This is a genomic window from Bradyrhizobium sp. PSBB068 (assembly GCA_016839165.1).
In the GTDB taxonomy this organism is placed as follows: domain Bacteria; phylum Pseudomonadota; class Alphaproteobacteria; order Rhizobiales; family Xanthobacteraceae; genus Bradyrhizobium.
The window spans coordinates 94,519-116,718 of record CP069301.1; the positions used below are offsets into that span (position 1 = coordinate 94,519).

Sequence of the window (22,200 nt, forward strand, 5' to 3'; positions counted from 1 at the left end):
ACCTGTACTTGCTACAGGCCCCATAACACTACAAGGCGTCACGGAGGGCGCAGCACATGGACAAAATAGTGCAACAAAACTTCACTGGCGCAACGCCCTCCTCGCGTGAGGCCGATCGGGGGGATTCGTCGACCCGGACGGCCCGGCTGGCCTCTGTTGGCGGAATTTTGGCGGCGCTGGGCGCGGCATCGTGCTGCGTGGTACCATTTGCTCTTTTCACGCTCGGAATCAGCGGAGCCTGGATCAGCAACCTGACCGCGCTTGAACCCTATCAGCCGATTTTCGCCGTGGTTACCTTCGCCTTCCTCGGTTACGGGTTCTACCTCGTCTATCGCAAGCCCAAGGTGGACTGTGCCGAAGATTCCTACTGCGCCAAGCCGCGTTCCGGACGTACGGCCAAGATCGGCCTTTGGGTCGCCACCGTTCTGGTGATCGTGGCACTCGGCTTTCCAAAAATCGCACCGTTATTTCTTTAGTCTGTTGCCCAATCCAGAATCCAAAAGGAGAGAGATCATGATTCGTATCAGGATCGCCGCCGCTGCCCTCGCCATGGCGCTATCGCCGCTCGTCGCTCAGGCCGCTGAAAAGACTGTTGTCCTCAATGTCGATAACGGCACCTGCGAACTCTGCGCGCCGATCGTCAAGAAGACGCTGTCGCGGGTAAAGGGCGTCACAGCGGTCCAGGTCAAGGAAGCCAACGCGAACGCGAGCGCCGTCGCGACCGTCACCTTCGACGATGCGACCGCCGATGTTCCTACGCTGATCGCAGCGGCCACGAACGCCGGCTACCCCGCACACGTCAAGAACTGAAAAGCCCGTTTGGCTCGCCAAAAAGTAAAGGACGCTTCCGACAGCGGGCGCTCGGCTGGCGAGCCAAACGATTCCAAATAAGGTGGAGCGCCGTCCGTCGGCGAACGCGGCTTTCTCCGATCTAATTCAGTATCAGGAGTTTCACGATGACCGTTGGTGACTGTTGCGCTTCCGACGCGCCGAAAGCGAATGGCGGATATGATCTTGCCGTCATCGGCGCTGGCTCGGCCGGCTTCTCGGCCGCAATTGCCGCAGCGGAGCTTGGCGCCAATGTTGCGCTCGTCGGGCACGGGATGATCGGGGGCACCTGCGTCAATGTAGGCTGCGTCCCGTCGAAAACCATGATCCGTGCAGTCGAGGCAGTTCATCACGCGGAAACCGCATCGCGCTTTGCCGGCATCCGGACGGATGGCGGAATCGCGGACTGGGCCGCGGTCGTGCGGCAGAAGGATGAATTGGTGTCGTCGTTGCGGCAGGCGAAGTATTTCGATCTGCTGCCGAGCTACAACACGGTCGCTTATCGGGAAGGCCGGGCCCGGTTGACAAACGACGGCGTGATGGTGAACGGTGAGCCGATCAAGGTAGGCAAGGTCATCATCGCGACCGGCGCCGCTGCGGCGATGCCATCGATCCCGGGGATCGAAAATGTGCCGTATCTGACGAGCACGACGGCCCTAGAACTCGAGAAACTGCCGAAGTCCCTGCTGGTGATCGGCGGCGGTTACATCGGCTGCGAGCTCGGCCAGATGTTCGCCCGCGCCGGCGTCAAGGTGACGATCGCGGTACGCCGCCGTTTGTTGCCGGATGCGGAGCCGGAAATCAGCACCGCACTGACCAAATATTTCACCGAGGAAGGCATCGCCGTTCGCGAGGGGCTCTCATACCGGGAGATCCAACAAGCGCCGATGGGCATCGCGCTTTTGGTTTCAGCCCATGGCCGCGCCGAGACGATCACGGCCGAGCGTGTCCTCATCACGACCGGACGCCGGCCCAACACCGACGACCTCGGGCTTGCGGAAAGCGGTGTCGAACTTCTTTCGAACGGCGGTATCAACGTCGATGACCGCATGCGCACCTCAAAGCTTGGCGTCTATGCCGCCGGCGACGTCACCGGGCGCGATCAATTTGTCTACATGGCGGCTTACGGCGCCAGGATCGCGGCGGAGAACGCACTCAACGGCAACAGGAAACCCTACGATGCGACCGCCATGCCGGCAGTGGTGTTCACCGATCCGCAAGTTGCCAGCGTTGGCTTGACGGAAGCCGAAGCCGGCGCTCGAGGCTTAAAGGTAAAGACCTCTACTCTCGATCTGAAGTATGTTCCCCGCGCGCTGGCCGCGCGCGACACCCGCGGCCTGATCAAACTGGTCGCCGAGGCAAGTAGCGGACGGCTTCTTGGTGCGCACATCCTTGCGCCCGAGGGAGCAGATAGCATTCAGACCGCGGTGCTCGCGATCAAATGCGGCCTGACGGTCGAGCAACTCGCCGAGACGATCTTCCCCTATCTCACGACAGTCGAGGGATTGAAGCTTGCCGCGCAGACCTTCACTAAGGATGTCGCCAAGCTGTCCTGCTGTGCCTGATAGAGCAGCGCGTCGGCCGGGTCCATCGCAGAACCTGATTGGCGGCGAACCTGTGCGGCTGATCGGCGTGGCCGACATCGGCGCCGGCCGGCCACATAAGTTCACATGGTTGAATACATGATCCGCGGACACGTAAAGCGCGGCACCGGCATCATCAAAATCGGAGTGGATCGTCACCGAGGTTCTGGAACTCAGGATTATCGACGACAAACTCTGGCAGGCGGTGAAAGCGCGTCAGAGCGAGATCGCCGACAAATATGTCAATGTCGTCGAGACGGTGCGTGAGGCACAGTCGAACCGGCTGAACGGCTTGCACCGACCGAAGTCGCTGTTTTCCGGGTTGATCTATTGCGGCGTTTGCGGCGGCCCCTACTCGCTGCGCGGCCAGGACCGCTATGCCTGTGCGGCCCGTGTTACCAACGGCTCCTGCACGAACAGCCGCACGATCGCACAGGCTGACCTTGAGCAGCGCGTGCTCGCCGGCTCCAGGACCGGATGATGGCGCCGCAGATGGCAGCTGAGGCAATACGCGCTTACGCGGAGGAGACGAACGGGCTTAACCGCGAACGCCGCGCTAGTGGCGAGGGTCACCGCTCGGAGTTGGCGAAGATCCAGCGCACCTTGAAGCAAATGCTGAGTGTGATTGAAGGAGGCGGCCACACGCGCGGCATGACCGATCGCATGCGCGAATTGGAGGCCCGCGAGGACGTGCTGAAGGAAACTCTAGCGCAGGTGCCGGCAGATATTCCGGACATCCATCCGAACGTGTCGTGTGTCTATCGGATGAAGGTCGAGCGACTGGCGGAGGCGCTCAACAACCCCGAGGATCGTGGTGAGGCAGCGGAAGCAATCCGGGGGCTGGTTGAGAAAATTACGCTGCGCCCTGGCCCGAACCGCGGCGAAATCGACGCCACCTTACACGGCGAATTGGGCACGATCCTTGGCTGGATCGAAGCGCAAGTCATTGGAAAGACTCGGAAACGCGACACTCCCGCAGCTTTCGCTGCGGGAGTGTCGCGAGCGGGGACAGGATTTGAACCTGGGATTTCACGCAGTGAGTAAGACCTGAAACAATTAGTACGGAGAAGTCGGCGCGATCAGCGTTCTCGTTGCTGAATTCTCACGCGCTCGCCGTTCCGGGCTTGCAGAGCATCACCTTTATCGCCTTCCGATCGATGACGGTCCTGAGCTGGTTCCATGACGGTTGCTCGGCCGAATGAGTGTCCTTGCCCAAGATGGTGTGCGATCCGTTCCCTCGCCGCTTCCATGATGCTGTGACGCGCGCGTAAATCCTTGGGAAACGCGCGCTCCAAGGCTTTCTCGATGATAACCATTTGCGACTGCGCCGTCACCAGATCGGGTTCACGGGCGGCTGTCTGCCGATCTGCCGCGCGAAATTTCTCAGCAGTCACCTGCCAACGATTGCGCGGCATCTGACGCTGTTCGATATGTGCATGCCCACTGGTGGCGTCGATCACCCTGATCTCTTTTGTGACGCGCTCGACACCGTCCCGGCGCACGTGAACGCGATCACCGGGCTTCGCGTTGCTGTCGGCCGTCGCCTTTTCAAGACCCACGCCCCACACTTGATGCTGGCGGCCATTGTCGAGCTCGAGAGCAACATAAGTGGTCGCTTCGGCATCGGTACGATTGCGGTAAGGTGCCTGACCGACCTCGATCAGGCGTCCGGATATGCCCTTGTCGTAGTCAAACTTATCCGCGCGCTCTCCTTTATCGGAAGCCCAACGAGCCTCGACTTCCGGGGTGCCCGAATGGGCCCGGTCCCAGACTTCTCGCCGATCAGCAAGGGTCTGTCGGTCAAGCTCAGTTGGCTGATAACCCTGAACCTCTAGTCCGCGCGCGCCGGCTTCAAGCCAGGCCTCGCGCCGGAATTCCACGGAGCCGCGGACCTGGAGAGAATCCCATTGCCGATGTTGCGCCACGCTGACCATGTCGCGGATCACTTCGGCCGCCGCCAGACGCGTGACCAGGCGGTCGTCGGTGACCTTGAAAGCGAGATACTCGCCGCGCTCGTCGGCATAAAGCCGCGCCTCGCCGGCTGGCCGATCTTTTCCGGGCTCATTGGTCACCACATAATATTTGCGCCGGATACGATCGGGCAGCGCATCGCCACCGACCATCGCGGAGGGTGATTTGTCCGACGTCGTCGCCCGACCCTCGCCTGATTTGTCTGCATTGGGATCGCGACCGGCGCGATCCTGCCGTTTGAGGCTAAAGTCCTCGCCGCCGTCAAGCGTGCCGTTCATGTTGCCGTCCATTCTGCTTCCGGCTTGGCCGTCGCGCCAGTGGGAGGGCCTGAGCGTCGATGTAATTCAAGGTCCAGGCTTTCATGTCGTCCTCGGACAGCCCTTCAAGATCCACATCCACATCGCCGAAATCGAAACTGGCATTTGCGGGAATTGTGGAGGGGTCCGCCACTTCCTCGTCGGTCATTGGGCGAGACCGAAATACCGCGCGGAGCTCGGCGACTTCGGAGCGGAGCTCCTTGATCTCGGCGTCAAGCAGTGCATTCGAACGGCTCCTGGGCAGCTCCGGGACAGGTGCCGGTAGCAGACGTGTGAGGAACGCCTTGTCTTCGTAATATACGATCTTGTCGGCAATGATGGGCGGAACGCCAGTGCCAAGAATGAAGGCCTTGGATTTCGGGAGAAGCTTCAGTTCCTGCGGCAGCATGAGGGCGCGACGATGCTCGGAGACCGTCTCGCTGGTTGAGCGCATCGCAAGCCCTTTCGGTCCGCTGCGGCTGCGCGCTTTCACGGTGTCGTAACCGATCCGCTCCGAAAGTTCATTTGCAACGTCCTGTTCCTTTGGCGCGAACACAACCTCGACGGCGTGATTGGTCATGAAGTTGCGGGCGGCGTCGATCCCATAGATGGCGCGCAGCTGCGACGGACTCTGGACCACGGTGAGGAGGCGGATGCCGTATCCGGCGATGAACGCCACCGATTTCGCCAGCACATTGACATTGCCCAGCGCCGGAAATTCGTCGAGCAGCAGCAGAACCTTGCGATTGAGTTTCGGATTCTGTTCCGGCAGTTCGCGGGTATTGAGATCGACCACTTGCTGAAAAAACAGGTTCAGAAGCGGCGCCATACGGTCGAGATTGTCAGGCGTTACGCCGAGATAGATCGACATCGGCCGTTGCCGCAGCTGCCGCAAATCGAAATCGTTGGTCGAAGTTGCGGCATCGATCCGGGGGTTGAGCCAGAGACCAAGGCGCGCTGTGACGGTCTTGCGCACCGAGTTCATGGTGTTTTCGGAGGCCGCGAGGAAATCGTTCAGCGCCGTGATACAATGTCGCGACAGTGGTGACGGGCCCGACTTGCGAGCGGTGATGAGTTTCTCAAAATGGGACTTGAGGTCGCTGGACGCGGACAGCTGGTGCAGGATCTCGCCGATCGTCAAGGGTAAGCCAGGCGTTTCCGCGACATAGCCGCCGATCGCGACGAAGGCCGAGCGAGCGGCCTCGAACCAGAACGGATCGCCGCGGCTCTCCGCTGGAAACAACATCACAGCGATGCGCTGCAGATCGTCATAGAGATCCGCTGGATCGCTGCGCACATAGCTTAGCGGATTGTAGCGCGCGGTGCGACCGTTCTCCTCAAGCGGATCGAACAGATGGACCTCCTGACCATGGGCCGCCCGAAATCCAGCGGAGCGATCCCAATTCTCCTTCTTGACGTCGAGAACAACGACGGAATCTGGCCAGTTCAGCAAATTGGGAATGACATAGCCGACCCCCTTGCCAGCGCGGGTCGGTGCGTAAACCAGGACGTGTTCGGAGCCTCCGAAACACAGCAGCGCACCGTCCTTGCGTCCGAGCAGGATGCCTTCAGCGGAACGCAAGCCCGCGGCCTTGATCTCCCGCTCTGAGGCAAAGCGCGCGCTGCCATGAAGAGGGAGCGGACGTTGACGGAGGATAGCGCCGAGCATTCCGAACACCACAACGACGCCGGCGAGCGTTGCCAACGTCAGCCAGCGGTCGAATCGCGGGTCGGCGCCGTAACGCGGCCAGCCCGTGGCGATCTCCAACCAGTGGAATCCGCCGTCATGCAGCCGCAACCCGAGCAGCAGAACGTTGGAGGCGACCAGCAGAAAGAGCGCACTGGCACCGAGCGCAAGCGCAGTACCGAGCGCGAACCTAGTGGGCGTGGTCGCGTTTGCGAACGGGGTCATAATAGATTTCCGTGATGCGGTAGCGGCCTTCGCGCTTTTGCATCTGGACCACGACGTCGACCAGAAGCAGCAGCAGCGAACGGATATCGTCGCGATGCAGATCGCGCCCCTCCGCACTTTCCTTCACCAATAGAGTGAGTTGTTCGAAGGCGAGCCGGGCGCTGTCGGCATGAACCGTGGTGATCGATCCTGGATGACCGGAGTTCACATTCCGCAGATAGAAGAAGGCCGTGCCGTCGCGCAGCTCCTGCAGCAGGATGCGGTCGGGCCGCATCCGCAGGCAGGATCCGAGCAGTTCGCGCGGTCCGATCTTGGCAAGACCCTGCCCGTCCTTGGCGTAGAGCAGCCGTACACAGTTTTGATGCGGGATGACAAGCTCGGCGGTATCCTCAATGGTGATGAGTCGCTCGTGCGCCGGGATCGCCGCGATCAACGCCTTCGACAGCGTGGTCTTTCCCGAACCAGTCGCCCCGGAAATGATGATGTTGCGGCGAGTTGAGACGGCAAGCTGTAGAAACTCGCGCCAGGCACCGGCTTCTTTCAGGGCCAGAAGCCGATGTTCGTCGGCGGTGAGTTCGTCATTGGCGACGCGGACCTCATCGAACAGTTTTGCCCGCTCGAAGGCGTCCAGTGTCATTGTCAGCACCGACGGCTTGCGGATCGTCAGACTGACCATGCCGGCCGGGACAGCCGGCGGCACCACGATCTGGCAGCGCTCCTCGCCGATCAAGCTGGTCGAGACCACCGGATGTTCCGGTCCGATGTCCTGACGGGTGTGGCCGGCGGCAGCGGTTGCGAGATGCAGAAGGTAAGCATGGGTGAGTGATGCCGCTTCGTGCCGGCTCCAGCCGCCGGGTCCTTCCACGAAAATCTCGCCAGGACGGTTGACGACGATTTCGGTCAGGGTTTTGTCCGCCAAATATGGGGCCAGCGGCTCCAGGTAGCGCGCCAGCACGAGCCGACCGCCATCGCGTTCGATCGATGTGACCTCGCTCATTTTGTCACCACAGCCGGGGCCACGATGACCCCGGGGACGGTGCGGTCCAAAATCTGCGTACGGCTCTCGATCCGCCGCAATTGATAGACCGAGGAGAAATCCACGTCGCGCGCGACAAAGATATTGACCAATTCGCCCTGGTTTTTGTTCAGCGTCGGCGGGATGTTGATGGACTGCTCAACGGCGATGGCGGCGGCGGTGTTGGTGGCGCCCGTTGTGTTGTTGACCTGGATTGAGCCGTCTTGCAGTTGTTGACGCCCGATCGAAGAAGCGTCGCTGACGATCGACAGCAGCATTGCAGAACCGAATCGCTCCCAGAAATGGGTGTCGAGGTCACCATCAAAACCGGCGCGGCCCAGCGCGTCCGTTGCGGGCGAGGCTAGAGCCGCAATCACCCCGGTCGGCGTTTTGGCCCGCGTCCACAACACGAACATGCGTTTTGAGCCGCGCTTCACATTGCCACGATATTCGCCGACCACTTGGGTGCCCTTTTCCATCAGCACGACGTTGCCGGAATCCGACATCACGTCTCGCATGACGACGCAGGAGACGAAGCCCGCCACGTCCGACGACATCGCCGTCTCCAGCACACACGGGATCGACGTTCCCTGTGTGACCAGCAGGTTGCGATTGGGAAGCCGCGCCGCGCGTACCCCTTCGATTGGCGTAGGCTTGAGCTTGTCGGCAAGGTCATTGCGCGGCTCGCCTCGCCCAAAACTGTAGGGATCGGTACTGATGCTTCCGGTCACGCCGTCACGAGGGGGATGTGCAGCCGACACCGGCCGGTTATAGGCCAATACTGGCGCGCGCCGCGCGCTTTCGAGCATCTGGTCTGGAGCGGGTGCGGATGCCGCTGACACGGCCGCGACCGGAGCGACCGGGATGGACGCCGTGGTAATCGGCGCCGCCGGCGCCTCCTTGACGGGTTCGAACGCCGCAGCCTGCCGGATCATGAGCTTACGGGCGGAATCGGTGACCGGCTTGTCGCCTTTCCAGGTCCCCCAGATGATCAGAAACGCGAACGCGGTAAGCGCCAGCGCGCCGAAGCCGCGCTTGAGCATCGCCGTTCGACCGTTATCCCCTCCTCCCACGGGAGTAATGCCACGGTCATCGGGCAGCGCCTCATTTTGAATCTCGGTCATATCGCGCCGCCTATCGTGACTTTGGGGATGGAGGTGACTTCCTCGCCCGCCGCTCGATCGACGGGCTGGTGGTGTTGGTGCCTGGATTGACACCGACCGCGTCAAAGGCCTCGTTGAAGATGCAAAGTACGTCGTTGCCTTTGCGCAACCGAAACTGCTTCGCCGTGGCATGGACCACCACGAGTTCGCCGCGGACATCCTTCGGCACCAGACTCTCAGAACCGTCCGAGTTGATCAGGTAGATCGCCGGAATTTCGCGGTTGCCCGCAAAGCGGAATGTGGTCTCTTTGCCGTCATCGAACACGGTTTCCGGCTCGAGATCGATCGAGCCCTGCGCCGAAAACCGCCAGTTGCGCGCCCCATAGGCATGGTGCAGATCAAACGTTTGCTCGATCAGGGCGCCTTCGCGCTCGGCGCCGCGGGCTGCGGCGTCGGTGCGCCGGCGCTCAATCTCGTCACCGGGATAGGCGAAGCGAACCACGAAATAGCTGTCCGCCAGCGTGGTTTCGGCGATCGACAGCTCGAACTGGTACGAGCGCTTGCGGCCGTCGGGGCGGGTGGTCACAACCTGCAGATTGGTCGGCGGATGCTTTTCGCGCGGCTTGAGGAACAGGATCGAACCCGCAGGCGCGACTTCCCATGCGACCGCGTCGCCGATCGCGACATGCGCCACCTCCTCATCATCCGCGAACACGACCTGGGTCGAGGCGCGAATCACGCCGTTGAGGCGGACTACGTTGGCCGGGTCGTAGGTTACCGTTCGAACGCGCGCATCGCGTTGCCCTGGAGACGGTTGTTGCAAGGCCATAACAGGACTCGCAATGCCAAGCACCAATATCATCAAAAGAGCAAGACGTTTCATGGCACGACCTCCGGATCGGCGCGATATTCCGAAACCAGAAAGCCGAGCGGATTGATGAGCCGGTCGGCGGAGGACATCGGCGCGTTGGCATAGGAAAACGTCAGGGTCGAGACCCAATGGGTGACGCGGGTTTCCTCGCCCTTACGGCTCTCCTTCATGAAACGCACGGATGCGACGTTGTCGGCCAGAAGCGATATCGCCTTGATGCGCACCGTGGCGATGCCGAAACGGCCTTGCACGACCTGCGGGCTTTCGGGATTGGAGCCGCGATACCAGGCCGCGAAACGGGCCTGTTCGCCCTGCCCCGACAGTAGCGATATCGTGCGAAAGTTGGTTTCGGCCTCCGGGTAGCTATAGCCCTCTCGTGCCCGAACATAACGCCCGAGGAAATACTTGGTGACCGCCTCGTCGTATCGAGACGATGTGGATGTGAGCGCGGAGACCGTCTCGACGATGCCGGTGGCATTATCGACCCGGATCACGAACGGCTCGACGGTTTTAAGCGGTGCAAGGGCTGCGACCGCGCCGACAGAGGCGACCGCCAAGGCACAAGCACCCGCTGCGATCACCCAGGCTACTCGCCGCGAGCGATGGGCGGACAACAACAGATCCTGCTCCCATCGCCGTGCGTTCTCGAAATAGGTTTTCAGATCATCCTGACGAACCATCTCATGTCTCCTTGCCGCACGGGCGGTAGGACGAGGCTATGTCGGTCCCGTCGCCTGGTGCGAAGCTCAGGGCCAAGTGGGTCGCTGGGGCTGGTGGGCTGCTGTCGCCTTTGCGCATTATCGGTGCGGATGGCGTGATAGGCGGCTCAGGCGCGGCCAAAGGCGTGCCGGTTTCCCAGTCCCATAACGAACGATTGAGCGGCCGCCGGGCCAGACCGTCACAGGAGGGTGGTGCCTTGGACCAGATCGCGCAGCCTCCAAGCTGCATCCCGATCACGCACACAATTGAGAGTCGGTACCACATTCTTCTTATGCCCCTGATTTCCCTGGTCGGCCTGATGCCGGCGATGTCGTTTGGTCGTCTAGGCGGCCGGTGCCCCCTGCGATCGAGTGCGCCGCATGCTGCCGCCCTGACGGCTGGCCCGCATGGCCGCGAGACCGCGACTGGCCGCCCCGCGCGCGCCGGCATAGGCGCCGCCGGCTGCGGCCGTGGTATTGGCGATTAGCGGGCTCGTCACCAGCCGGCTTGCGAGTGACGCGCCACCCCCGGCGAGACCGCCAGCGATGACCGGCAGTTGAAGCGCGATGTAACCGGAGAGACCGAGCACCGCACTGATAGCGACCGCAGCCACCACCATCTCGCCGGCTGTTCCGGCGTTTGCCGCAAACCTGTCGATGAAGCCGCTGACGGTGGTTAACATCAGCCCGACGAGGGCGACCACCAGCACCAATAGGATCACGAAGTTCGCGACCTGTCGGAGCCAGGCCTCTGTAAACGGGCGGGTCGCCTCAAATAGTCCCAGCGCAATGAATACCGGGCCGAGCGCGATCACGACCCCGAGACCCACTTTGGCGTAGAGCAGAATGGCGAATTGCAGGAACGAACCGACGGCCACAAAGACCAGGAGAATGGCAGCAATCAGTGCGGGTGCGATGTTGGTCAGGCCGGCCTGGTCGTAGATCTTGTTAGCAACGTCAATCCCTTTGGACAGAAGCTGATCGAACGGAGCGCCGGAACTGGTATTCAGTCCAGACCCCGCCAAAGCATTGCCGATCTCCTTCGGCAAAGAGTCGAAGAACAATCCCGTTACGTACTGTTGGAACGTGCTCGAGTTCGTCGCTAACAGCACCACAACCACGATCCGCATTGCGCGCCAGGCAAACTCCATGATTGGCTCAGAAATCGCGCCCCGCATCACCGCGAAACCGTAAAGGATGACGTAGAGCATCACGGCGGCGCGCAGCGGACCATCGATGTAGGAAGCGAGATTCGATACCGAGGTCGACACGAATGCCGTGATCGGTTGCTCGAACTCTTTCAAGAAGCTGTCGAAGACGTTAACGGCCATCGCGGCGATCCTTATTTCAGGGCGTCTTTCATTTCTTGGACGGTGACCTTGTTGCGGGCTTCATTGGCGTTGACGCAATTTGGCGTCTTTGCGAGTTCTCCCGGGTTGTCGCGGCACGCCTTGAGAGCCACCGCAAGCTCGTCGCGATGTTCGAAAAACCAACCGACTGTTTTCGGTGGATGACTGGTGTCGGCCTCGTTGCAGCCCGTGAGGCTGATTGTCGCGGCGAGCAACAGTAGAATAAAAGTCGTCTTTCTCATTGTAGGGCTGCCTTGATCTCATCGACCAGTTGTCGCTGTTTCTCCCGCTCCCGCTGTCCATCCATGTCCACGCGAGCCTGCTGGATCATCGCCAGACCCTGCATCCGCAGCACGTCATTCTGCAGGAGCGCCTGTTCGGCCTGCAGTCGCGCCGACAGATCCAAGATCTCCTTGACGTCGGTCGCCGAGCTGATGCGAGTTCTCAGTTCTTCGAGTGCATCGATACGCTGCGAAGCGGTGTCGTAGACTGCCTGGCCCATGGAGTGCTTGGCGCCGGTCTGCCGGGCAATCCGGTCGAGCTCGCTCTGGTAATATGAATTGCCGCTGTTGCCCGCATATGCGCGGTTTTGCGAGAGATACTGATTGATTGAGTTTGCGAAGTTGCCGCTGCCCTGCCCCGCCACCAGCTTTTCGATATCGGAAAACTGTTGCGGCAGAACTTTACGAAACTGCGGTGTGTTCAATAGTGCGCCAATGTCGTTGGTATTGGTCAGCTTGTTGAAGCTGTCATAGAGCTGCTTGGCCTGGTTCAACTGATCCTGCGCCACCTTGAGCTGCGATGTCAGCGTATCGACTTGCTTCTTCAGTTCCGTCAGTTGCTCAAATTGCCGCGCAAAGACGTTAGGATCGAACACAATCTCAGCTCCTGCAGGTGATGCCATCAGGAGACTCACGACTGACACGGACGCGAACATCACCGACATGCGCTGATGCATCATCGAACTTTCCCCCGCTCTGCGTGAAATACCGGCAGCCATTGGGCCGGATCGTCGCCGACCTCCTGCCGAATGCGATCGAGCAGTTCGACTGTTTCCGTCCGTCCCGACAACACGGCGAGCGCGTCGTCGAATCCGCCGAGATCCAGTTCCGCCACCACCGAGTTGTGACCCTGTTTGACGAGGAAGCGGCGGCTTTCGGGCGCGAGTTCTTCCCTGATCAGGCGGAACTCGGTGTCCGTGAGGTGGAAGCCGTCGACATAGTCGGATCGCGTTCCCCGCGCATTCGGCAGGAAAATCTGGGTAGGGCATTGTTCGACAATGGTGTGTGCGATTGGGGAGGCCAGCGCATCCCGGGGGGATTGGGTACCGAACACCATGACACCGTTCTGTTTCCGGATGGTTTTGAGCTTGTTGTTGGCGAGATCTCGAAACGCCTCGTCTCCCAGCGCCTTCCAGAATTCGTCGATGTCGATGATCAAGCGCCGGCCGTCGATCAGACGTTCGACCCTGTGGAACAAGTACATCATCAGCGGTGTCCGGACGGTCGGGTGATCGAGCAGATCGGTCATGTCGAAGCCGATGGAACGGGCGTCGAGGCCGATGGCGTCCTGGTCGCCATCGAGCACCCAGCCGTAGGGAGCGCCGCGGCACCATCGCTCGAGCCGGGCACCAATCCCCTCGCGATCCTGTTGACCGAGAAAGGCGCGCAATGCGCCGAACGAACGCTCCTCCTGCCGGAGCTGGTTAAGCGCGCGCAACCCGGAATCGATCCGCTCCTCCTCGGCGACGGTCAGCGGGCGGTTGTCGGGTGTGACCAGCTTTCGGACCAGTTCGCCCAGAAAGGAGAGGTTCGCCGGAGTAAGCTCCAGCGCCTTGAGCGGCGCACAGCCGGTTGGGACGCCGTTGCGGAGCGTCAGATAAGTGCCGCCGGCAGCACGGATGAAAATCTCGGCGCCGCGGTCTTTGTCGAAGAACACATAAGTTGCGCCGAGCCGCTCGGCCTGCGACAGCAGGAAATTCTGAACAACGGTTTTACCTGATCCCGACGGGCCGCAGATGAAGGTATTGCCGAGGTCGCCGTGATGAAATGAAAAGTAGAACGGCGAACCGGAAGCGGTCTTGAGCATCGCAACCGCCGGTCCCCAATGATTGCCGTCTGGCTTTCCGACGGGATAGGTGTGGAACGGGGAGAATGCTGCGAAATTGCGGGAGCTGATCGCGCCGGCGCGGGCCCGGTATTTGAATAGTCCAGGAAGCTGCGCCCAATAGGCTGCCTCAAGCCCAAGATCTTCGCGCGCGACCACGGCGCCCGCGTCCGCCAGCGCGCGACGCGCCACGCTCATGTGCCCCTGCAACTGCGAAGCCGTATCAGCTGACAGGAGCAGCGAGAGGTGATGATCACCGAGGGCAAATCGATTGGATTCGAGATCGTCAAGCGCGTCCGAGAGTTCGTCGATCTGCGAGGCCGCAGGATCCTGAGCCGAGACGAGCTGGTTCTGCTTGCGCGTCAGAACCGTCTTGGCGTCGGCCTTCGACAGAAAGGCAAAAGATTGTGTAAGGATGAGTTCAAAGGGAGCTGAGAGTAGTGCGTTCAGCAGACCCGGCCGGGTGGACGCCGGATATTCCTTGATCCCGAACATGCCCGCGAAGCGTGATCCGCCAGCGCTGCGTATTTCGAGGGCTTCTCGGCCGAAGATGATGCGATTCGAGTAGAGCGCCGGCCCGATCGGTCCTTGCGGCAATGGCATTGGCATCCACTCGCCGGAGGTGACGGCGTGGAGCAGTTCCATTGGTTCTGAAAACACGATGCCGTCGCGATCGACCAAGCCGACGACACGAGCATCGTAACGCTCGAGTGCCGCTACCACGTCGCGCTTGGCATCGTCGAGCCGTTTCAAGGCTTCGCTGTCAACCTCGACGGAACGCCGGCTGGCACGACCGAGCCGCTTGAAGAACGCTGCCGCCGCGTCCGTCGTCGCGCGGCCGGGATGCCATACCAGCGTGAGGTAGAGGTCGTTGCGAAACAGCGCTTCGCTCCGAAGCCGCTCGCGATATTGCGCATCCAGCGCGGCCGAAAATGTCGAGCTGAAGGTGCCGCTCGGGTAATCCGATGTCTGGCGACGAACCAGATAAGACCATAGCGCCAGCCGGTCGTCGGCGATATTGCGTAGCGTGAGGTTGAGTTTGGCATGAAGATCATTCAGATCGACCGCCTCAGCCGTCTCAAATGAGATGCCGTCGATCCGGATCACCGTGATCAAGGCGCGGGTCGAGAGGCTAATCACTGTATCGGTCACGTGCCGGGCGAACGGCAAATAGATATCGGACTCGATCTCGCGAGCTTTCGCCGCTGCGTTACGCATAACCAAAATCCCTCGCTCGATAACGCCGAACCAGCTTCAGCGGCGTGCAGGACGATCCGCCCCAGAACAGGGCGTTGCGCGTGCGGCCCCGGGTCTCGATCCAGGCGAGCAAAATCCGGAACATGTTGGGATCGTGCCGGCAGATAATCCGACAGAGGCCGTGGATCGGAAGCGCGACCAGGCCGTACAAAATGCTCCCGGCCACCAGGAACAGGATGCAGGAGAACATCACGTTCAGCGCCATCGCCTCCATCGTGACGCCGGCGATCATGGCCGGACGCGTGCAGGCGAGGAATAAAGTGTCCTCGGTGAGACGCATGGGCTCAGTCATGGGTGACCACCATCTTCATCGACCCCCGGTCAAGGTCGAGACTACCTCGGAGGCGCCGAACGTAATGGCGACGCCAAGCACGACGTAGGCGGCCTTGCGCAGATCGAGATAACCAAACATCCAGGCGATGCCGACGATGATGACCGCCAGTGTCGCCAGCAGCCGCGCGACGTTGCCGGTCAACATGGTAACGATGTTCTGCAGCACGCCTTCGATATTCGCGGTCTGCGCCAGCGCCGGTTCGGCCAGTCCGATGCTGACAACGAGACCGATGCAAAGAAGTGCGGCGGATTTCTTGAGACGAGAGGGCATGTGAAGAGTTCCTAGGAGTGTTGCGGCCGGACCAGGCCGGCTCGAACGTGTGGTTGGAGATTGAGCAAACGAGTCACCGCCCATACACAAAGGCTGACATGCCGAGACCTGCGCGATAGACGTCCCAGCTTGGGCGCTCCCTGGCGAGATCGGTACTGGAGGATAAGTTCGCAGCGGGTTCGTCGGCAGGAGGTTGCGAGGGCGCGCGTGACCCTACCTGGGGCATGGTGGGCTTGTCCTTCATCGCAAAGCTCTTGATAGCGTCGAATGCCGCTTTGTGAGAACCGCCTCTGTCCTCAATCGCCGTTTGAAATCGGACCTGAAACAATCGGCCGAGGCCTGCCACATGTTGGCAAGCGTCGAACGTCGTGGCTATCGTGAGACCTGCCAGCTTCATCTCTTCGCGATCGAGTTGACCAAGGCCAATTCGAACGGGCTTGCCCGTCGCCGCCGCTTCCGTCGCAAGCTGGATCGCCTCATTTCGGTCGGTAGCCTGAAGGCGGATCGGCTTGCGCTCGCCAAGGGTGATCAAAAAGGGTTCGAACGAACTCGCTTGTTGTACGATCGCGGTCAAAGGCGCGGCCATGGCAGGCGATGCACATCGTTCAACAAGGGTAGCGAATGCGGCGGGATCCACTTCAGCCTCCGATCAGGAATAAAATCGACGCTTGCGCTTAGGCAGCGAAAGCGAAAGACGCCGGAGTTTCGATGACTGGTTTGGAAATATTGCCTGCCGTCCGGATTGCTGCGAGAGCATCATCGGTTACCGGCAACAGACCGGCGACGGCTTTGGTGGCTCCGATCTGGCGAGGCTCGCCGAGGCGATCGAGACTCCACCCGGCCCGGCGCAGGATACGCTCCATTCGCAGATCAGTGACGGTCGCGATCGCCTGAAGGTCGTTTTGCTGACCCCATTCAATCATCGCCGCAAACAGCAGGAACGTTGCTTCCCTCAAGCCATTCTCGGCTGTGGCCGCCACATTCTGTGTATCGACGCAGAAACGTGAGCTTTCCCAAATTCTGGGGTTTGTTGGCGCAGCCCGGCCGTCCAACAAGACCGGAAACGTATCCGCCAGCATATTGCGCCCGGTGGTCGGCAGCAGGCGGACACAACCGACAACGTCCCGCCTATCAATACCCAACAGATAGGTCGGCGACAGCACGTCGTATTGATCGACCTCAAGTCCATCCGACACCGAAACTTCCCATTCCAACCGGTCTTGAAAGACGCGCCGTCGCAGACCGTGCATCCCGAGCGCCAGTGCGGAATTCCTCAAAAGCGCAGGACGCGTGAGTGCGATGACATTCATTCTTGATCTCCAGCTGCGAATCACAGGTTCGAGATCCACGAAATCAGGAGCGGTCACCGCTTGAAGCTGTCAGTTTCGACAGGGGTGTGGGGAACACCGGCCTGCCCCAAAGCCGCCGTAAGGTCGCCGTAGACGGCGCACACGCAGGGCGCGAGTTTCGACGTAGTCGCGTCCTGTCGCGTTAGAATAGATATAAACTTGATTGAGAGGCGCCATGAAAGATGTCCAAAGGGCCTGCCATGAATTTGTCGATTGTCTTCACACGGCGCGCACCGAAGATGATTTCCGTCGCGTGGCGGAGCGGACCGCGCATGCATTGGGATTCCGGTGGTTTGCTTATTTCGGGCGCCGTTCGGATGCCCCCAATCTGATCTCGTCCTATCCGAAAAGTTGGACCGATCACTACTTCGATGAACAATACGATGAGATCGATCCTGTTCTGCAGAAGCCCCTCACCCCATGCCGGGTGTTTCAATGGGACGGACGAGCTGCGCGATCTGCGAAATCCGCCCGAGAACGCCGTCTGTTTGACGATGCGCTCAGTTTCAAGATCAGGACAGGTTTGACGGTTCGGATTCCCGGCGGCAACGGACAATCCGCAGCGTTTACGCTGGCGGTAGATGACCGGAGCCTTGGACTCGACCGTTTTGTTGAGACCTCCCAGGATCTCTTGCAAATGATCGGCCTTACCTACCATGCGCATGTGAGCGCCAGGATGGGACGAGCCTCGTTGAACGATCAGACGGGCACCGCGCTGACGCAGCGGGAACGGCAGTGCCTTGCATGGATATCTCAGGGTAAAACGATGCAAGACATTGCATCACTTCTCGACGTCACACCGCGGGGTGTGAAGTTCCATCTCGACAACGCGCGGCGAAATCTTGCCGCATTGTCCCTTCCCCACGCCGTTGCGCTTGCGATTCGTCAGGGGTTATTGCCGTAAGCTATGCGTGGGTCTGGGTCATTGGCCGATCTCCGGCGCCTGCATCAATTTGGCCCACAGGATGTGCCGCTCACCGTTGTTGCGCATGCCCCCATTATCTGTGTTTGCGGGTTCGTCGAGAGAGCAATTGGGCGTCCCCCCTCGGGGGCCGGGCTGGCGGCTGCGCTGAAGCCCCGCATGCGGGTCTTCCCCCTCGCGGGCGGCCATCCCTGACGCGAGCGGTTGCTTGACCCAATAGCCGCGAAGGCTGCCCTGATCTGGCGAATCGATTGGTTTTACCTGCGTTGGCGCTACACTTCTCCACGGGTGGGCGATTCGCCGCCCATCCCCTGCATGGTCCTTTGTTGTTAGTAGGTCCTGCACTTCAACATTGGCTCGGCGGACGGACAAACGTGTCAGAAGCAGCATTCAAACTGAAACCGTTGGAAGCTCCACACTATCGCGAGCCACCGCACAACATCGAAGCTGAGCAAGCGCTGCTCGGCGCCATGCTGATCAACAACGACGCCTTTCATCGCGTTGCCGATTTCCTGAAGGCTAATCATTTCTTCGAGCCTCTGCACGGTGGCATCTTTGAGGTGATTAGCGAGCTGATCCGCTCAAACAAAATTGCCAATCCAATTACCCTTAAGACGTTCCTTCCAGCAGCGCTCGATATTGCCGGACTATCGGCTGCGCAGTATCTCGCCCGCCTGGCTGCGGAAGCGACGACCGTCATCAACGCCGCCGATTACGGCCGAACCGTCTACGACCTCGCGGTACGACGCGAGTTGATCAAGATCGCCGAGGACATGCTCAATGACGCCTTTGACGCGGCCGTCGATTGCGCTCCGCAAGATCAGATCCAGCATGCCGAACAGCTTCTATACGAAATCGCCGAAACGGGACGCTATGGCGGCGGCTTCGAGACGTTTGAGACCGCGCTGGACAACGCCATTGACAGGGCCGCGCAAGCTTACCAGTCCGATGGCAGGCTCTCGGGGCTTGCTACTGGCCTCAAGGATCTTGATGCCAAAATGGGCGGTCTTCAACCAACGGACCTCATCATCATCGCCGGCAGACCAGGCATGGGGAAGACGTCACTTGCCACGAATATAGCGTTCAACGTCGCAAGCGCCTACGACGCGACAGAACAGGTCGACGGCTCGCCACGGCCCGTCGCCGGGGGCATCGTCGCCTTCTTCTCACTGGAAATGTCGTCGGAACAGCTTGCCACGCGCGTGCTCTCCGAACAGGCGGAAGTCCCCTCCTCGAGCATCAGGCGTGGCGACATTGGCGAGACCGATTTCGGCAGACTCCTCGACTGCCGCCAGAAAATGCGACGGCTGCCCCTCTTCATCGACCAGACAGGCGCGCTCTCCATTGCCCAGGTCGCGGCCCGCGCGCGCCGTCTGAAACGACAGCGAGGCCTGCACCTCATTGTCGTCGATTATATTCAGCTCATGCAGGGCAGATCGCAGCGCGCGACGCAGAATCGCGTTCAGGAAATCACGGAGATCACGACGGGTCTGAAAGCGCTGGCCAAGGAACTCAACGTCCCGGTCGTTGCGCTGTCCCAGCTCTCGCGCGGGGTCGAAAACCGCGACGAAAAGCGCCCGCAACTCTCCGATCTGCGCGAGTCAGGCTCGATTGAACAAGACGCCGACGTCGTCTTGTTCGTCTATCGCGAAGAGTATTATCTCAAGAACAAAGAGCCGAAGCCCGGCACCGACGAGCATCTCACTTGGGAATCCGAGATGAGGGACGCGCGCGGCCAGGCGGAAGTCATCATCGCAAAGCAGCGGCACGGTCCGACAGGAACAGTGGCGATGACGTTTCAAGGGGAATTCACTCGCTTCTTCGACCTGGTCGAAGACAACCGCTTGCCGCGCCGATCGGATTAAGCCCCGACTCTGGTCGCTCCTTCCACACGTTGCTTGGTCGGTCACAAGCCATCGGGTCGAGCAATATCAAGTCAGCTCTACGGTCACCGCGCCGTCGGCGTACCGTCAACCTGATCTGAGCTAGTTCGCGCCCATCGTACCGCATTCTTCGCTTATTCAAGGAAGAAGGATCACATTGTTTCTCGGTTTCGATGTCGCCGGCATGGACTCACCGGCGGGAGATGTACAGTTCGGCACACCCACTTCCGGAGAAGGACCACCCCGCTCTCGAATGGGCTTTCCTTGGTTCAAGCGCGGCCTTCCACGATCAACCCGCAAGGGGTTCGCTACGCAAGCGTGCGACCTCTTCGGCTTCGCCTGCGAGGTGACCGCAGCCGCCCCCGAACACTTCGGCGCCTGTCGAGCGGGGATGGTCCCCGCCGCAAGACGGGAGCCTTTCAATGTCGCACAATCTCACGCTCGCTCAGCACCATGCATTCGACTTGGCCCGCACGCTGCTGGTGCCGGTCATCCTTTTCCAAGCTGAGAACGAATTCGGCGTCATGGTCTCCAGCGAATACGACGGCGAACAGGACGCCATCCTTCATGAATACGACCCGTGGACCCCGGCTCATTGAGCCGGGTGACCGGCTGCCGCTGGCGCCTTGCCGGCTGCAAGGGAGGCTTCGCCGCGCACCAGATGCGGCAATTGACCGTTGGTCAGCGCGCCCTTGCATTCGGCAGGCTTCGCGGCCGGTCAGGAACGTTCCGCAAGGCTAGGAGCAAGAAAGACCAACGCAAGAGAGGGCGGACTTGCCTGCGCGAGTCCGGTGAAGGAAGATGAACAAAAGAGAAATCGAAGGGTTGCGCGAAAAGGTCGGCTGCGCGGCCCTGCTCGAAAAAGAAGGCTGGAAAGTCGACATCAAGGAAAGCACCCGCCGCGCGATCAAATATCGACGCGACAGCAAGATCGTGATTGTCATCCATGACGGCCGCGGCTGGTTTGATCCGCTGTCGACCGCAAAAGGGGACGTGTTTTCGCTCGCCGAGCACCTCGGTGCCGCCGGCTTCACCGACGCGTGCGATCGTGTCGCTGATGTCGTCGGCTTCATCCCGAGCGCACCGGTCTGGCAACGTCCTGCCAAGCCGAAGGCGATTGGCTCGATCGCGGTCCGTTGGCGACATCGCTTTGTGCCTCGGCCCGGCTCCCCGACCTGGCGTTATCTGACCGACGAACGGCACATCCCCGATCGCATCATCGCCGGTATTGTTGCCCATGGCCGGCTTCGGGAGGGTCCGCATGGCAGCATGTGGGCGGCGCACACAGATTCCCGCGACACCGTCACCGGCTGGGAAGAGCGCGGCCCGAGCTGGCGCGGCTTTGCGACCGGCGGCGCCAAGGAGCTGTTTCGCCTCGGTGCTTCCGATTGCGCACGCGTCTGCGTGACCGAAGCGGCGGTCGACGCCATGAGCCTAGCTGCGCTCGAAAAACTGCGTGATGACACGCTCTACGTCAGCACGGGAGGCGGATGGGCTCCGGCGACGGAGGACGCAATCCGGGCCTTGGCTGGGCGCGCCAACGTGCTGCTGGTGGCCGCGACCGATAACAATCGGCAGGGCGAGGTGTATGCCGGGCGAATTCGGTCGATCGCGGAGGAAACCGGATCCCGTTTTGCACGATCCCGGCCGCGCGCCGACGATTGGAACGAAGACCTTTGCGCCGCGTGAGGCGGGCAACAGCGGGGGCGAAGGAGGACGCCAAGGGTAGGCATAGGTCCGTGCCGCATGCCCGCCCGGCGCGTCAAGGGAAGCTGCGCCCGCGTTCCGCGGCCCTTGACCCGCCGGACCGCAGATGCGGCCGCCCGAGGGTGTTTGCAACACCCAAAGGGAAGGGCCAACCATGCCTTCTTTCACGATTGAGACGACCTATCGCCTGCCGGTCTATCGCCAGCAGACCTACGAGGCCGCGACGATGGAAGAGGCTTGTCGCCTCGCTGTCGACGACGACGAATGGTCTGACGAAAAACGCGACTACGAGTCCGCCGGCGAGACCTATGTGACGGGCATCTGGTCTGGCGAGAATGCCGCCTACACCGGAGCCGCACAGCCGATTCCCGCTCACTATGTCGAGACGCCGCAGCGCATCGCGTTGCACCTTGAGGTGCTGCTCGGCCTCGTCAAGGTTCTCGCGAGCCAAAGCGACACCGAGCAACTCGACCGCGCCTTCCGGCTCGAGCGCGCGCAGCCGGCGATTGCCAAGGCGGAGGCAATACTCGCCGGCTCCCGCGACCCGGACTGACGAGGCTCATGCGCGCTCCGCCTGACGGCGCAGCGAGCGCGCTTGTCGTATCTGCAAACCCTGCCGAATCGCGCATGGCGATCTCCGTATCGGTCGCGGACGTGCTGGACGCGGCGGCTCTCCAGTCAACGGGCAAGCCGTTTCCCATCGCGACACGCGATCGGTGACCCTCGTTGAACCCGTCCTGCGAAGC

General features: G+C 61.1%; 22 protein-coding genes and 1 pseudogene. 9 read left to right on the forward strand and 14 right to left on the reverse strand.

What is annotated here, in order from left to right; genetic code table 11:
- The first annotated feature begins 56 nt into the window (after window positions 1-56).
- The 4 genes and pseudogenes from JQ507_35455 (at window position 57) to JQ507_35470 (ending at window position 3,455) form a co-directional block, all read left to right on the forward strand.
- The gene (locus tag JQ507_35455; GenBank protein QRI73685.1) at window positions 57-476 is read left to right on the forward strand and encodes a mercury transporter MerT; all 420 of its coding nucleotides are present in this window, start codon (window positions 57-59) and stop codon (window positions 474-476) included.
- A gap of 37 nt (window positions 477-513) precedes the next feature.
- Window positions 514-810, forward strand: a complete 297-nt coding sequence (locus tag JQ507_35460) for a cation transporter (GenBank protein ID QRI73686.1) — start codon at window positions 514-516, stop codon at window positions 808-810.
- 146 nt (window positions 811-956) lie between these two features.
- Window positions 957-2,393 (forward strand): mercury(II) reductase, encoded by a 1,437-nt coding sequence (gene merA / locus JQ507_35465; protein ID QRI73687.1) that lies wholly within the window; start codon window positions 957-959, stop codon window positions 2,391-2,393.
- A 169-nt stretch (window positions 2,394-2,562) separates the two neighbouring features.
- Window positions 2,563-3,455, forward strand: a pseudogene (locus JQ507_35470) (zinc ribbon domain-containing protein).
- Window positions 3,456-3,490: 35 nt separating this feature from the next.
- Here the strand turns inward: JQ507_35470 and JQ507_35475 are convergent.
- The 14 genes from JQ507_35475 to JQ507_35540 form a co-directional block, all read right to left on the reverse strand.
- On the reverse strand, window positions 3,491-4,660 hold the full coding sequence (locus tag JQ507_35475; GenBank protein ID QRI73774.1) for a hypothetical protein: 1,170 nt from the start codon (window positions 4,658-4,660) through the stop codon (window positions 3,491-3,493).
- Window positions 4,644-6,590 (reverse strand): type IV secretory system conjugative DNA transfer family protein, encoded by a 1,947-nt coding sequence (locus JQ507_35480; GenBank protein ID QRI73688.1) that lies wholly within the window; start codon window positions 6,588-6,590, stop codon window positions 4,644-4,646. Before JQ507_35480 ends, JQ507_35475 begins: the two co-directional genes overlap by 17 nt.
- Window positions 6,556-7,587 (reverse strand): P-type DNA transfer ATPase VirB11, encoded by a 1,032-nt coding sequence (gene virB11, locus JQ507_35485; protein QRI73689.1) that lies wholly within the window; start codon window positions 7,585-7,587, stop codon window positions 6,556-6,558. Before virB11 ends, JQ507_35480 begins: the two co-directional genes overlap by 35 nt.
- Window positions 7,584-8,729 carry a type IV secretion system protein VirB10 gene (gene virB10 / locus JQ507_35490; protein QRI73690.1) on the reverse strand — a complete coding sequence of 382 codons (1,146 nt, stop codon included), beginning with the start codon at window positions 8,727-8,729 and terminating at the stop codon, window positions 7,584-7,586. Before virB10 ends, virB11 begins: the two co-directional genes overlap by 4 nt.
- Window positions 8,730-8,739: 10 nt before the next feature.
- Window positions 8,740-9,591, reverse strand: a complete 852-nt coding sequence (gene virB9, locus JQ507_35495) for a P-type conjugative transfer protein VirB9 (GenBank protein QRI73775.1) — start codon at window positions 9,589-9,591, stop codon at window positions 8,740-8,742.
- Window positions 9,588-10,259, reverse strand: coding sequence for a virB8 family protein (locus JQ507_35500; GenBank protein QRI73691.1), 672 nt, complete (start codon window positions 10,257-10,259; stop codon window positions 9,588-9,590). The genes virB9 and JQ507_35500 overlap by 4 nt, the downstream gene beginning before the upstream one ends.
- Before the next feature lie 362 nt (window positions 10,260-10,621).
- The gene (locus JQ507_35505) at window positions 10,622-11,608 is read right to left on the reverse strand and encodes a type IV secretion system protein (GenBank protein QRI73692.1); all 987 of its coding nucleotides are present in this window, start codon (window positions 11,606-11,608) and stop codon (window positions 10,622-10,624) included.
- A gap of 11 nt (window positions 11,609-11,619) precedes the next feature.
- Entirely contained in the window at window positions 11,620-11,868 is a 249-nt protein-coding gene (locus JQ507_35510; GenBank protein QRI73693.1) for an EexN family lipoprotein, read from the reverse strand.
- On the reverse strand, window positions 11,865-12,587 hold the full coding sequence (virB5, locus tag JQ507_35515; GenBank protein QRI73694.1) for a P-type DNA transfer protein VirB5: 723 nt from the start codon (window positions 12,585-12,587) through the stop codon (window positions 11,865-11,867). Before virB5 ends, JQ507_35510 begins: the two co-directional genes overlap by 4 nt.
- Window positions 12,584-14,950: a VirB4 family type IV secretion/conjugal transfer ATPase gene (locus tag JQ507_35520; GenBank protein ID QRI73695.1), complete on the reverse strand. Its 2,367-nt coding sequence runs from the start codon at window positions 14,948-14,950 to the stop codon at window positions 12,584-12,586. The genes virB5 and JQ507_35520 overlap by 4 nt, the downstream gene beginning before the upstream one ends.
- On the reverse strand, window positions 14,943-15,281 hold the full coding sequence (locus JQ507_35525; GenBank protein QRI73696.1) for a type IV secretion system protein VirB3: 339 nt from the start codon (window positions 15,279-15,281) through the stop codon (window positions 14,943-14,945). The genes JQ507_35520 and JQ507_35525 overlap by 8 nt, the downstream gene beginning before the upstream one ends.
- A gap of 15 nt (window positions 15,282-15,296) precedes the next feature.
- The gene (locus JQ507_35530) at window positions 15,297-15,593 is read right to left on the reverse strand and encodes a TrbC/VirB2 family protein (protein QRI73697.1); all 297 of its coding nucleotides are present in this window, start codon (window positions 15,591-15,593) and stop codon (window positions 15,297-15,299) included.
- A gap of 73 nt (window positions 15,594-15,666) precedes the next feature.
- Complete coding sequence (locus JQ507_35535; GenBank protein QRI73698.1) at window positions 15,667-16,230, reverse strand: type IV secretion protein; 564 nt, start codon at window positions 16,228-16,230, stop codon at window positions 15,667-15,669.
- Window positions 16,231-16,267: 37 nt separating this feature from the next.
- A complete protein-coding gene (locus tag JQ507_35540) occupies window positions 16,268-16,903 on the reverse strand; it encodes a GNAT family N-acetyltransferase (GenBank protein ID QRI73699.1) in 636 nt (211 codons plus the stop codon).
- A 214-nt stretch (window positions 16,904-17,117) separates the two neighbouring features.
- On the opposite strand from JQ507_35540, the gene JQ507_35545 reads away from it, so the two are divergent.
- The 5 genes from JQ507_35545 to JQ507_35565 all read left to right on the forward strand — a co-directional run bounded on the left by JQ507_35545 (window position 17,118) and on the right by JQ507_35565 (window position 22,007).
- Window positions 17,118-17,846, forward strand: a complete 729-nt coding sequence (locus tag JQ507_35545; GenBank protein QRI73700.1) for an autoinducer binding domain-containing protein — start codon at window positions 17,118-17,120, stop codon at window positions 17,844-17,846.
- 392 nt (window positions 17,847-18,238) lie between these two features.
- Window positions 18,239-19,729, forward strand: coding sequence for a replicative DNA helicase (locus JQ507_35550; protein QRI73701.1), 1,491 nt, complete (start codon window positions 18,239-18,241; stop codon window positions 19,727-19,729).
- Between the two features lie 440 nt (window positions 19,730-20,169).
- A complete protein-coding gene (locus JQ507_35555; protein QRI73702.1) occupies window positions 20,170-20,346 on the forward strand; it encodes a hypothetical protein in 177 nt (58 codons plus the stop codon).
- Window positions 20,347-20,548: 202 nt separating this feature from the next.
- A complete protein-coding gene (locus tag JQ507_35560; GenBank protein QRI73703.1) occupies window positions 20,549-21,436 on the forward strand; it encodes a DUF3991 and TOPRIM domain-containing protein in 888 nt (295 codons plus the stop codon).
- Between the two features lie 172 nt (window positions 21,437-21,608).
- Window positions 21,609-22,007 (forward strand): hypothetical protein, encoded by a 399-nt coding sequence (locus JQ507_35565; protein QRI73704.1) that lies wholly within the window; start codon window positions 21,609-21,611, stop codon window positions 22,005-22,007.
- The last annotated feature ends 193 nt before the right edge of the window (window positions 22,008-22,200 follow it).